9 protein-coding genes are annotated in these 12,411 nt (G+C 66.1%); 6 read left to right on the top strand and 3 right to left on the bottom strand.

Annotation, left to right across the window (positions count from 1 at the left end):
- Window positions 1–53: 53 nt before the first annotated feature.
- Together ITJ56_RS13025 and ITJ56_RS13020 are read right to left on the bottom strand one after the other, a co-directional pair.
- Window positions 54–1,346 carry a glycosyltransferase 87 family protein gene (locus ITJ56_RS13025; protein ID WP_194631042.1) on the bottom strand — a complete coding sequence of 431 codons (1,293 nt, stop codon included), beginning with the start codon at window positions 1,344–1,346 and terminating at the stop codon, window positions 54–56.
- 37 nt (window positions 1,347–1,383) lie between these two features.
- Window positions 1,384–2,565, bottom strand: a complete 1,182-nt coding sequence (locus ITJ56_RS13020; protein ID WP_194631041.1) for an MFS transporter — start codon at window positions 2,563–2,565, stop codon at window positions 1,384–1,386.
- Between the two features lie 222 nt (window positions 2,566–2,787).
- Here ITJ56_RS13020 and ITJ56_RS13015 point away from each other — a divergent pair, with 222 nt between their 5' ends.
- The 6 genes from ITJ56_RS13015 (at window position 2,788) to ITJ56_RS12990 (ending at window position 11,152) form a co-directional block, all read left to right on the top strand.
- Window positions 2,788–4,131, top strand: a complete 1,344-nt coding sequence (locus tag ITJ56_RS13015) for a hypothetical protein (protein ID WP_194631040.1) — start codon at window positions 2,788–2,790, stop codon at window positions 4,129–4,131.
- Window positions 4,128–5,327, top strand: coding sequence for an acyl-CoA dehydrogenase family protein (locus tag ITJ56_RS13010; RefSeq protein ID WP_228517811.1), 1,200 nt, complete (start codon window positions 4,128–4,130; stop codon window positions 5,325–5,327). The genes ITJ56_RS13015 and ITJ56_RS13010 overlap by 4 nt, the downstream gene beginning before the upstream one ends.
- Window positions 5,324–6,565: an ATP-grasp domain-containing protein gene (locus ITJ56_RS13005; RefSeq protein WP_194631038.1), complete on the top strand. Its 1,242-nt coding sequence runs from the start codon at window positions 5,324–5,326 to the stop codon at window positions 6,563–6,565. The genes ITJ56_RS13010 and ITJ56_RS13005 overlap by 4 nt, the downstream gene beginning before the upstream one ends.
- A complete protein-coding gene (locus ITJ56_RS13000; protein WP_194631037.1) occupies window positions 6,562–7,833 on the top strand; it encodes an aspartate aminotransferase family protein in 1,272 nt (423 codons plus the stop codon). The genes ITJ56_RS13005 and ITJ56_RS13000 overlap by 4 nt, the downstream gene beginning before the upstream one ends.
- Before the next feature lie 364 nt (window positions 7,834–8,197).
- Complete coding sequence (locus ITJ56_RS12995) at window positions 8,198–9,946, top strand: GMC family oxidoreductase (RefSeq protein WP_194631036.1); 1,749 nt, start codon at window positions 8,198–8,200, stop codon at window positions 9,944–9,946.
- 36 nt (window positions 9,947–9,982) lie between these two features.
- A complete protein-coding gene (locus ITJ56_RS12990; protein WP_194631035.1) occupies window positions 9,983–11,152 on the top strand; it encodes a glycine amidinotransferase in 1,170 nt (389 codons plus the stop codon).
- 39 nt (window positions 11,153–11,191) lie between these two features.
- Here the strand turns inward: ITJ56_RS12990 and ITJ56_RS12985 are convergent, their stop codons facing one another.
- Window positions 11,192–12,385 (bottom strand): MFS transporter, encoded by a 1,194-nt coding sequence (locus ITJ56_RS12985; protein WP_194631034.1) that lies wholly within the window; start codon window positions 12,383–12,385, stop codon window positions 11,192–11,194.
- Window positions 12,386–12,411 lie beyond the last annotated feature (26 nt).

Genomic DNA, 12,411 nt, shown 5'->3' with positions numbered 1-12,411 from the left:
CCCAGACGATCCGGTGTCCGGCATCTCTCCCCACACGGGTTAAAGGCTGCGTCTCATCGCGCCGGCCAAGCCACACGAAGCCCTCGCAGAATCGTCTTCAGGCCCGTCAGGGCGGTCTCCCCTTCGTCTCGTTCTCGGGCTTCTGCGGAGGTCGGCATACCGATGCCACCGGATGCGGCCGACCAGACAAGGAAGATCAGGGCGGCGACGGGATAGCCCGCGGCCTGCGCGTACTGCAACGGAGCGAGACCCACTCCTTCGATAGCCCAATCTGGCAGCCCGATGTTGAAGACAGGTACGAACCACGCGACGCCGAGGACGGCGAGCACTACCCAGTCGACGACGCGGCGGCGACGTACTGCTGCCACGCCTGCGAACACGGCCGCCAACGCGAGCCACATGTAGTGCATCTCCCAGGAGATGGGGGAGGCGAGAACGCCCGTCAGCGCCCCCGAGACCAGGGCCGGCATAACGAGTCCCCGTCGCAGCTGTGACACCGACAGCGTCACTCCGAGCCCGAGGATCGCCAGTGAGACCAGGACCCACCACCCGGGGACGTGTTCCGAGCCGAGCGCCCGGGCGATGACAGAACGGACGCTTTGGTTGAACACCGGGAGCGTGGGTCCGACCCGCTCCGAGTCGTAGAAGAGCCGGAACCAGTAGTCCGCGGACTCTCGCGGCAGCGCCGCGAAACCGATGACGACCGTCACCAAGAACGTGCCACCGGCCCAGATCGCGGCGCGTATGCGGCGTCCGAGGAGGAGCACCAACACCAGCAGCAGCGGCGTGAGTTTCAGACTCGCAGCGAAACCGAGCAACACCGCCAGGTACGGACGCCTCGAGGCCTGGTGGAAGGCGACGACCGCGCAGAGCATGATCAGGGAGTTGGTCTGCCCGAAGCGCATCTCGACGCTCAACGGGACGAAGAACAGGCCTGCGAGAACTAGCAGGGAAGTGACGAGCGCCCGACGGACAGGCGTCGCCGCAGGCCACACATGCCCGAGGGCGATGAAGGTCGACAACGCGAAGCTGACGACGCTGAGGACGATGGCAAGGGCACCCTGCACCGGTAGCGCCAGAAGCGACAGTGGGGCGAACAGCAGCGCAGCGAACGGGGTGTAGGTGAATTGCAGCCCGATCGAGGTGGATGCGTTGTACAACTTCCCGTCACCGGCGAGTACCGCTGCGCCGCCCATGCGGTACACGCCGAGATCCATCATCCAGTCGCTGTCATGTCGATGCAGTAGCCACGTTCCCGAGGAGACGATCACGACCGCGAGCACCAACGGCCCCACCACTGCCAAGATCTGCCCGAGCCTGCTCCTGACTCCACTCACGTTCTGCATGGAAGACCCCCTCCGGTCGATGTTCGTTGCGCCGCGATCATTCGCCAGCGGTCAGCAGCGCGGCGGGCGGTAGGCGTCGACGTAGGCGAATCAGCAGCGGCACGGCCGCGAGCGTCGTCAACGCGAGAACAATCCACAGTGCCTGATTTCCAATCGTGAGCAGCGCGGTGAAGACCACCGGCGCGATAGCGTCCGCACTCCCCCACGCCGTCTGGAACAGCGCGCTGTACCGGCCGCGAAGGTGCGCGGGCGCTGCGCTGTTCGCGGCAGCCGTCATCAGGGTGTTCGCCAGCACCTCGGCGACCGCCCCCAGCAAGGATGCTCCGAGGACGAGGACGACGACCGCAGCAGTGGCCCAACCCGGGCCGCCCGTCGCAAGCACGATGAAAGCGACGACGTAGAACGGCACTGCGATGAGGAGTGCGGATCCTCGAGACCAACGGGATGCGAATGCGATCACGGGGCGCTGCAGCGCGACGATTGCGACGTTGCCGAGCACGATTGCCGCGCTTGGCAGCCATTGTGGCCCTCTGAAGACGTCGAGCGCGACGAGCGGGAGGATGATGACGAACGAGGAACCTGCGAGGGTGAGCAGCACCTGCGTCAGGCTGAGCTGGAGGAAGGGCCGATCCCGCCAGACATGCCCACGCAGTACTTCAGCTTCGGGGATCTCCACTCCCGTGCGCCCCACTTTCAGCCCAACGACCACTACCGCTGCGAGCGCGAACGAGATCGCGTTCGCCCATGCGATCCAGTGCAGGCCGGTGACACTCCCGGCCAGCAGCGAAGCTGCTGCCGCACCGATGCCGAGACCAGCCGTCTGCAGCATCGTGGCGGTTCCCAGCAGCTTGTCGACGGTCCGGCCATTCAGGAAGGCACTGAGGAGCGGGACGTTCGCGGACCAGAAGACTCGGTCGGCGGCGAAGATGAGGAAGGTCCCGACGGCCATGTGCCAGAACGAGTCGACGAAGGGATAGGTCGCGAAGACGCAGGCTCGCACCACGTTGCCCCCGACGATGAGACGAAGAGGTCCGATGCGATCGATGATTCCGCCGCTGAGCAGACCCACCGCCAACGCGAGGACGGAGCCGACGGTCATCGCGAGCCCCGCGCTCTGCAGGGTCTGACCTTGGGCACGGGTGAAGAAGATCAGAGCGAACGGGAACCAGAGTCCGCTCCCGAGCGAGTCGATGGAGTAGGCAGCGAGCAGCCGTCGCACCCTAGGGTCTCGTCCCGTACTCATGGCCCCCTCGCCTGATCGCCGTCCGACCCGAGGAGGCGTCCAGATCGGACTAGATCCAACGAGTCGACTAAATCGCCCCAAGCATGGTCCGTTCGGTTGCGGAACGCAACCCTCCCCGCAAAGCGCCGGGATCCCGGACGGTCGGAGCCGTCGCGTCGCCCCTTGACGGTGAACGAGCCTCGACTTACGCTCCCCACCATGCTTTCGCTCCAGAAGCGGCAGTCGACGTCGACGAAGCAGCTCGACAGCGTTGCCGAAACCGTCCGAGGGGGATGGACGGGTGAGTACCTGGTACTCGCCGAGCGTCTTGGCGGCGCCACGGACACCCTTCTCGCAGAGATCGCGTCGGCTGGCGGCACGACGATCGGCGTGATTGCGGCCAACCCCGATCCAGGGGCGGCCGAGACGCGGGTTCCGACCATCGTTCTCGCTGAGCGGACCCCGATGAGCCGTGCCGGATTCGCTGCGGCGTTGCGAGAACCACCGGGACGCCTGAGGGGTTGGATCGACGGGATCGATCCGTCAGCGGAGGCCCCGGTGGTGGCGACCAACTTCGTCGAGTTGGACTCGGTGTGCGGCAGGCGCGTACTGGGACGGCGACCCGTCCGCTGGTCCGCCTACGAAGACAAGACCGTTATCGACGAGCTCTTCGCCCGAGCGGACGTGCCGACTCCCGCTTATGAGGTCGTCGACGTGGCTCCGCAGCCGATAGCAGACGCGTACCGTCGAGTCTGCGGGCGAGACGGCGCCGTCCTGGCGTTGGATTCCTCGACGGACTTCCGAGGGGACGCGAATGGTCTCCGCTGGCTCGGGAGAGATCTGGGCGCTGACGGATTGATAGGAGCGTCTGCCTGGGCGGAAGGCCTCGCGGCGCGTGTGCGGGTGTCGGAGTTCGTCGAGGGCGTCCCATGCAGCGTCCTAGCTGTCGTCGGTCCCGACGGGGTGTCTGCTTTCGATCCGATCGAGATCGTGACGCTCCGCGATTCGGTATCGCGAGAACTGGTGTTCATCGGCTCGTCGACGTTCTGGCGACCAGCCGGTCCTCTCAACGCCGAGATCCGGGACGCCGCGCTGCGTGTGGGGGCTCTGCTGCAGACGGACGCGGGCTACCGCGGCTTCTTCAGCATCGACGGTGTCGTCACCGCGGCCGGTTTCGTCGCGACCGAGTTGAACCCTCGTCTCGCGTCCGGTCTCGGCCTTCGCGAAGCCCGACCGGACTTTCCGATATATCTGCTCTCTCGGTCGCTCGGCGACGGAACAATGCCTTTCGGGATGCTCGACATCGAGCGCTTCGCCAGTGAGGCCCGGTCTGCGATCCGCGCATCACCATCAGCCTCGCTGACCATCCCCGCGGACAAGTTGCGGGGGCGATCATCTCCGGATGCGCTCCGAGGAGCCGACCGTTTCGTTTCCAGTATCCACGGGGTACACCCTTCAGGCGAAGCGCTTCGAGGCGTCGACGGCCTGGTGGGTCGTAGAGTGGCCGCTCTCGCCGTCGAGCTCGGCTGGCCGACCGCGCAGTCGTTCCGGACGCCGGAATGATCCCCACGCGTTCCGAGGAAGGTCGCGAGGCCGTCCGATGGGTCGAAGCACATCGGTCGTATCTCCAGGAACAAGCGGCTGTGAACGATCGGCTGGGACAGACGGCGATCGCAAGTGTCGAACGGCTGCGGTGCGCAGGCCTTCTCGGTGTGAGCGCTCCGAAGCCATCCGGTGGTCTCGGTCTCACATCGCTGCACGACGTGTCGCTGCTCGTCAAGGAGATCGCTGCCGCCGACGGCTCGGTCGGAGTCGCCCTTTCGATGCACTTCGCTCTCGCGGTGTACTTCGCCCGAACCGCCGCGGCTTCCAACGACGCGGATCTCGTGCAGCGGCAATGGTTGCGCGAGCTCGGTTCAGGTGCAATGGTGCTCGCCTCCGCCGTCGCCGAACCGGGTCTCGAGGCGTGGCGCCCGGCGACAGAAGCCCGAAAGGACGCGGACGGCTGGACGGTGTCCGGTCGGAAGATCTTGGTGTCCAACTCCCCCTCGGCCACCCACCTGTACACACGGGTGCGATGCGTCGGGCCCGACGGAACCCGCATGGGTTCGGCGATGATTCCGGTGGCGGCGCGTGGGGTCGAGGTCCTCGACGACTGGGATGGATTGGGCTTGCGGGGGTCCGGCAGCGGCACCGTGATCCTGGACGAAGTGCGCCTTCCCGACCGTTCGATGCGCCCGGGAGGACCATGGGGTCGGCCGGACCCGAACGATCTCGAAGGCCGCGCCGCGGCGTCGATCCCGATCGTCGCTGCATATCTGGGTATCGCTCAAGCCGCGTCCGACATCGCCTTGGCGGATTTTGCACGGGATAGCCCAGGCGTCCGCAGGCGCTCCGAAGCCACTGCCATCCGCTGGTACGTCGCCGACATGACCGTCGCTTACGCCGAGGCGGAGGCGGTTTTCCAGCGCTCGCTCGAGCGCATCGACGAGGTCTTCGGGAGCACAGCTCCTCGGAGCGCCGATTCGGAAGTCGGGCGCCGGATCATGCGGGACTGCCTCATCGCTTCGCTCACGGTCGAGCGCGAGACGACCCGCGTGATCGACGCGGCGATGCAGATCTGCGGTGGCCGTGCGTTCACGGCGGATCATCCCCTCGCCCGGTGCTACCGCGACGCGAAGGCAGCGGCGTTCATGCGCCCGTTTTCGCCCCCGGAACGCTTCGTCGAATTCCTCCTCCCCGGATCTACAGAGGCATGACTGCGGTCTTGGTCAGCCGTCGCGCGATCCTGCCGGAGCTGGCCGGCTGGGTGGCAGGTGCGCCGCGAGCGGTACACCTGATCACTTCTGCCTCCTCGGTCACGGACGCTGGCATGTGCGCACTCGCTGCGGCCGGTGTCGAGACCGTCGTCGTCGAGGACTACGACTCGGACCAGACGACACGACTGATCGAGGCCACGTGTCGGCGTGTCGGCGCGTCCCGCCTGCTCTCGACTACAGAGATAGACGTCCAGAGGTGCGCAGCCATCCGTCAGCGCATCGGCTTACCCGGGCAAAGCGTCGCGAGTGCGAACGCGTATCGCGACAAGTACGACATGAAGTCTCGTGTCTCCGCGGCTGGTATCGCGACCGCACGGATGGCGTTGGCCGACGACGCGGCCGCGGTCGACGATCTCATGCACCGAGCAGATCGGTTCGTTCTCAAACCCGTGAGGGGCGTTGCTTCCAAACGAACTTTCATGCTCGACACCGCCGAAGAGCTGCAACGCATGCTCTCCCGCACCGCGTCGCGAAGCGATTACCTCGTCGAGGAACGGCTCGACGGTGAGCTCTTCCACGTCGACGGGCTGATGTTGGACGGAACCGTACTGCAGGCGTGGCCGTCCCGGTACCTCCACCAGCAATGGCGGACCATGTACGAGGCCAAACCCAACCTGAGCGTGATGCTGGCCGATGGCGCCGAAGCCGAGAGGCTCGTCGCGACGGTCCGCGAGGTCGTCGACGCCTTGCCCGCAGCCGAAGGTCTGCATGCGTTCCATGCCGAATTCTTCGTAGAGGCCGATGGACCCGTCTATCTCGGCGAGATCGCAGCGCGAGCCGGGGGTGCGGGAATCGTGGAAGCGTACGAACACAGCTTCGGCGTGAACCTCTACGCGGAACCGATCCGCGCGGGGCTCGGTTTCGTATCGAGTGAACGGGTGGCCCGTCGAGCACCCGACACGCTCCACGGCTGGGGGTGGTTCCCGCCGCACGAAGGCACCTTGCTTCGCGCGCCTTCGTCCGCCCCGACGGCGCAGACGCTGCGCTACGACCTCCTCGTCGAGCACCTACCCCGACACTTCGACGGCCCGCACGCAGTCACGGACGCCGTCGCGACGATCCTGTTCCGCCGACGCGTCACCGACGGGTCGGAGCCGGAGGACGAGATGACCCAGCTGCTCGAGATCGAACGCTGGTGGAACACGAACACCGAATGGACGAAAGGCGAGAACAGATGACCCTTTGGCATCCTTGGAATCCCACGACCGGCGAGACGAATCGCCCCCTCTACGACCGCGGCGCCGGCTACCGCCTCTACGACGCCTCGGGCAAGGGGTATCTCGATGCCACCTCAGGCGCGCTGAACGCGATCTGCGGTCACGGCAGGGAACAGATGGCAGCAGTGGCAGCAGATCAGATGCGGCGCTTGGAACACGTCGATCTCGGCGGCGCAGACCATCGGCCTGCCCTCGACCTCGCGGACGCGCTGGACGCCGTACTCCCGGGGACGAGCCCGTGGCACACCAGCTTCGTCAACAGCGGCTCCGAAGCAACCGAGCTCGCCATCAAGATCGCCCACGACTACTGGCGCAACATCGATGAACCGCGAACGGCACTGGTCAGCTTCGCCGACGGCTACCACGGGACCACGCTGCTCGCGAAGTCGATGACCGAACTCCCCGGCAACACCGCCGACCAGAAAATCGATACCCACATCACGCGGGTTCCGTTCCCGACCACCGGCGCGGCCCTCCGGGAAACCGGCGGCTTCGAGCTGCTCCAGAGCTTCCGATCGGCGTTGGAGACCACACCGACCGCAGCAGTGCTGGTGGAAGCCGTCCTGAACGTCGGCGGCGGCGTCGTACTTCCTCAAGGCTTCCTCCGCGACCTCCGGGCCCTCTGCGAAGAGACGGGAACTCTCCTCATCCTCGACGAGGTCTTCTGTGGGCTCGGCAGGACGGGACGTATGTTCGGATTCGAACACGACGAGGTGACGCCCGACATCGTCACCATCAGTAAAGGACTCGGCGCGGGCTTCATCCCCATCGCGGCCGTCAGCGCCGGGGGACGTGTGTACGACAGTTACGCATCGGCGACCCCGCCGGCGACGTTGCAGTACGGGCACACCACAGGCGGACATGCGGTCGCGAGCGCGGTCGCGCTCGAAGTCCTCCGCACGATCACCGCCGAGCACCTCGTCGAAAACGCAGCCGAACGCGGACGTCAACTCCTCGCGCAACTCGCCCCCCTGGCCGACCTAGACGGCGTACACGATGTACGTGGTCTGGGATTGGTCGTCACCGTGGAGTTGGACACGGAGACTCTCGCGGAAGACGTCGAGCGCCGCGCTTGGGAACGGGGCCTCATCGTCCGACGTCAACGCCAACACGTGATGGCGATCCCCCCGCTCACGATCGACCGCGCTGGCATCGACGAGCTGACGGACACTCTCGTCCGTGCGGTCCAAGACACGATTTTGTCGGGCAGCGCGCCGACGGACGGCTGAGCGGGGTGTACACGAAGACCGCCTCGCAGTTCGAGCACGGACACCAACGGATCGCAATAGCCGGGGCGAGCGGCGCGGGTAAGACCGCCTTGGCGACACGGCTCGCCGTCCACCTCGAATACCCCAGAGTCGAACTGGATGAGCTGTACTACGGACCCGGATGGACCGTCCGTCAGGATTTCTCCGAGAACGCTTCGAGAGCGCTGGCGAGCCCGACGTGGGTGACCGAATGGCAGTATCTCGACGACGTTCCGTTCCTGGCCGAGCGCGTCGATCTGATCATCTGGCTCGACTATCCGCGATGGCTCACATTCCTCAGCGTCCTTCTCCGCTCCACGCTCCGCCGCCTCCACCACGAGATTCTGTGGTCGGGAAATCGGGAGAGCAGTCCAATCGCCGCCATCTGGGACCGCCACCACGCTCTTCGGTACGCCGTATCGACCGGCGGACGTCGGCTTGGGCGAGAGTTCCGGGGAGCGCGCCACCGTCCGAACCCACCCGACATCTGGCGATTCCGATCACCGGCGCAACTCTCCGCCTGGGTCTCACAGCACCTCGACGTCCGACTACGGGAAGGCCATCACCGTTGAACCATTACACGCACATCGTCGTCGGAGCCGGATCAGCAGGCTGCGCTGTGGCCGCCGCGCTGAGCAGGGCACCGGGCTGCCATGTCCTCCTGCTCGAAGCGGGTCCCGACTACCGGGACGCCGACCTCCCCGCCGAGTTGCGGGACGGAACGACACCGGCCATCGGCTCCCACGACTGGGGCTTGGTTGCAGAGTCGAAGAACGGCGCCCAGCGCCCGATACCCCGCGGCAAGGTCGTCGGCGGTACATCGCAGGTGAACAGCTGCATAGCCCTCCGACCCGATCCCGACGACTTCGGTGGAGGCACCGGGCCGGGATCCTGGTCGGAGATGCTCAAGGCGTTCCTTGCTGTCGAAACTGATCACGACTTCACCGGAGACTGGCACGGAAGCCGCGGTCCGCTGCCGATCCGACGCGAGGCGCTCGACGACTTCACACCAGTGTCACGACGCTTTCTCGACGCCGCTCTGTCGCGAGGATTCACAGAGGTCGAGGATCACAACGCACCGTCCTCGACCGGTGTCGGGCCCGCACCGCTCAATCTCGCCGCAGATGGGACACGGGTCTCTTCGCGGCGTGCCTTCCTCGAACCGGCTCGCGACAACGCCGATCTCGAGGTGCTCGACCGGGCCTCAGTCCGAGGACTCGTCTTCGACGGGACCAGGGCGACGGGCGTCCGATACACACGTCCACCCACCACCGAGATCCACGTCGCCACCGCCCCGACGATCATCTTGGTGGCCGGGGCGTACGGGACACCGGAGATCCTGCTCCGCTCCGGCGTCGGACCGCAGGATCAACTCGACGCCGCCGGAATCGAAGTGGTCGCGAACCGGCCAGGAGTCGGTATGAACCTGAGTGACCATTCGCAGGTTCCCGTCACCTTCCGACTCGACGAAGGCGTCGTCCGTGAGGGCGTCCCCTGCGTTCAAGCACTGCTCCGCTACACCTCAAGCCTGCCCCACGCCGCACGCAACGACATGCAGCTGTGCATGATCAATCACGTCGACCTCCCCGGATACCGGTCTGACCTCGCCGCAGCATGGCGGCAGCCCACCGCTTCGGCCCTCACCTCGAATCTGATGCTTCCGAACGCGCGCGGCACCGTGACCCTCGGTCCGGACCGGCACCTGCACATCGACTACGACTTCGTCGACGTCGACGAGGACCTGGCCCGACACCGCGAAGGAGTCCGTCTGGCATCTGAACTGCTCGCCTCCGCACCGTTCGCCGGGCGTATCTCGCACATCGACCAGCCGGACCCGGACGTGCTCGCAGACGACGAGGCGCTCGACGAATGGCTACTCGAACGCCTCCAGCCCGGGCACCACCCCGTCGGAACGGCGCGTCGCGGTCCGGCGAGCGACGCGACAGCAGTCGTATCCGAGTCGTTCGCTGTGCACGGCACGGAGGGCCTATTCGTCGCCGACGCGTCGATCCTCGCAGAACCGTTGCGAGCCAACACCAACCTGACCGTCACCGCCCTCGCCCTGACAGCGGCACCGACGCTGTCCAACGCCTGACGTCCAGGCTCGAAAAACTCCAGAAAGGACCATCACATGGTTGACACCGAGACCGTCGCGGCGACTGCCACCGACACGAGCACCACGATCGTCAATTCGTGGAACGAGTGGGACCCGCTCGAAGAAATTGTGGTCGGACGAGCTGACAACGCGAGTTTCGATCCGCGAGAGCCAGGATATCGCCCCCAGATCCGTGGCGCCGCGGGCTCGACGGAAGAATTCCCATCCGGGCCGAAAGACGCCGAAACCATCCGGAAAGCCAATCGCGAACTCGACGACCTGTCGAGCCTCCTCCGCGAACGTGGGGTGACGGTACGCCGTCCCACACCGACAGATTTTCGCGTGGGCGCGCGCACACCCGACTTCGAAGTGGCGACGCAGTATTGCTCGGTCTGCCCCCGCGATGTCATGATCACGCTCGGCAACCAGGTACTCGAAGCCACGATGTCGCGCCGTGCTCGTTTCTTCGAGTACCTGCCCTACCGCGAACTCGTCCGGCAGTACTGGACCGAGGACCGCAGAATGGTGTGGACTGCGGCGCCAAAACCGTCGATGGCGGACTCGATGTACCGTGAAGAATTCTGGGAGCATTCACGCGAGGAGCGATTCGAGCGGATGCACGAATTCGAGTTCTGCGTGGGCCAGGATGAGCCAGTCTTCGACGCCGCCGATATGACCCGCATGGGTCGGGACATCTTCGTCCAAGAATCGATGACGACCAACCGACCCGGTATCGACTGGCTTCAGCGCGAACTCGAACCACGGGGATTCCGTGTCCACCCGGTCCATTTCCCGCTTGACCTGTTCCCCTCTCACATCGATTGCACTTTCGTCCCCCTTCGACCAGGTCTCGTGCTGACGAACCCGGACCGGCCCATCAGGGAAGACGAACGAGCGTTCTTCGCCGACAACGGATGGCGATTCATCGACGCCCCCGAAGCGTCCTCGACCAACGACGAGATGCCTCGCTACTGCCAATCCTCCCGATGGCTCTCGATGAATCTCCTGAGCGTGAGCCCGGAAACCGTGATCTGCGAGGAGTCGGAAACCGCCCTCCACGATCTGCTCCGCTCGGAAGGTTTCGAAGTCCTGACCATTCCCTTCCGGAACGTCTACGAGTTTGGTGGATCCCTGCACTGTGCGACGTGGGACGTGCGACGTGCGGGAAACCGAGAAGACTACTTCACGGGTACGAAGCACGTCTGATCGAAGCTGAGCGGGGTGGCCACCAATAGGCCATCCCGCTCAACTGGCATGTCCTGCCCGGAGAGTGCGCCTCAGGAAGAACGGGAGCGCCGCTGCCGCGAGTACCACCGACGCCAAAACCGCCAAGACCACGGGTGTGCCGGACTGCCCATTCGCCCCACCGGCGAATGCGCTGCCGGCGGCCGAGGCGAGTAGGGACACACTGATGCGCGCGCCGGAAGCGGCCCCGATCGCGCGACCGGCCGCGGCCAACTCTGTCGCCGAGGCCAGCAAGACCGCCACCGGTCCCGAGGCGGCCCCGATGCCGAACAGCAACACACCGAACGCCCACGGCCGGTCGGTGGTGAACGTACATGCCGCCACGAGCACCCCTGTTCCCGCCAACACCAGTACCAACTGCGTGACCGGCCCGAAGGGCCACCGCATCGCCCCGTACGCCACTGCACCGACGACCTCTCCGACCGCCAGCGTCGCGAAGAGCAGGCCCGACGACTCGACGGACCCTGCAGCCTCGAGAACGCGGGGGATCACGAGCGTCGCGACACCGCCCACAGCTCCAGAGGCCGCAGCGATCCCGAAGATGGCGAGCATCGGACCATATGACGACCGTGCCACCATCCGCGGTTCCTCGCCGGCCGCGACCACCGGAAGGCTTTCGGCCCGGCCACGCCGCACGTTGCTGAGGAACCAGGCCGAGGCCGCAGCGGACACCGCTCCGACGACGAGGAGTGCTCCAGCGGGGCTCACCCACACGACGGCGACCGTGACGAGGAGCGGCCCGAACACGAGGCCAGTCTGGAAACAAGCGCCAAGCAGCGAATAGCTCGCGACGCGTTGGGGGGATGACAGTTCCGAACGGGCGAGCCACACCCGCACCGCCGTCGTGACCTCCGGCAACGACGCGCCCGCGACTGCGGCGAGCACGACCACCACCGGCGCCCACCTCGCCGGCCCGCCGCCAACCGACACCAGCGCGACGACCGCGACCACGAAGGCGCCTCCTGCCACTCCGATCGTCCTATCTGGCCCGAACCGGTCGATGAGATGGCCTTGCACTGTCAATCCAACCGCGCTCCCACCGGTGAAAGCCGCACTCACCCAGCCGGCCATCGCGAACGAACCAGTCCACGCGTGGACGGCGAGAACGACTGCTACCGGAAACATCCCGAGCGGCACGGTTGCGAACAACACCGACAACAGCTGACCCGATACACGACGATCGCGCAGCAACATCCGGTAACCGACGGCGCTCCGTGCCC

This window comes from Curtobacterium sp. VKM Ac-1376 (assembly GCF_015351025.1).
Lineage (GTDB): Bacteria > Actinomycetota > Actinomycetes > Actinomycetales > Microbacteriaceae > Curtobacterium.
This window is presented reverse-complemented; position numbering and strand designations above follow the sequence as displayed.

Bases quoted from the DNA above. Each gene is read 5' to 3' on its own strand.
- ITJ56_RS13025 (WP_194631042.1), bottom strand. From the start codon at position 1,346: ATGCAGAACGTGAGTGGAGTCAGGAGCAGGCTCGGGCAGATCTTGGCA.
- ITJ56_RS12990 (WP_194631035.1), top strand. From the start codon at position 9,983: ATGGTTGACACCGAGACCGTCGCGGCGACTGCCACCGACACGAGCACC.
- ITJ56_RS13010 (WP_228517811.1), top strand. From the start codon at position 4,128: ATGATCCCCACGCGTTCCGAGGAAGGTCGCGAGGCCGTCCGATGGGTC.
- ITJ56_RS13005 (WP_194631038.1), top strand. From the start codon at position 5,324: ATGACTGCGGTCTTGGTCAGCCGTCGCGCGATCCTGCCGGAGCTGGCC.
- ITJ56_RS13000 (WP_194631037.1), top strand. From the start codon at position 6,562: ATGACCCTTTGGCATCCTTGGAATCCCACGACCGGCGAGACGAATCGC.
- ITJ56_RS12985 (WP_194631034.1), bottom strand. From the start codon at position 12,385: ATGTTGCTGCGCGATCGTCGTGTATCGGGTCAGCTGTTGTCGGTGTTG.
- ITJ56_RS13015 (WP_194631040.1), top strand. From the start codon at position 2,788: ATGCTTTCGCTCCAGAAGCGGCAGTCGACGTCGACGAAGCAGCTCGAC.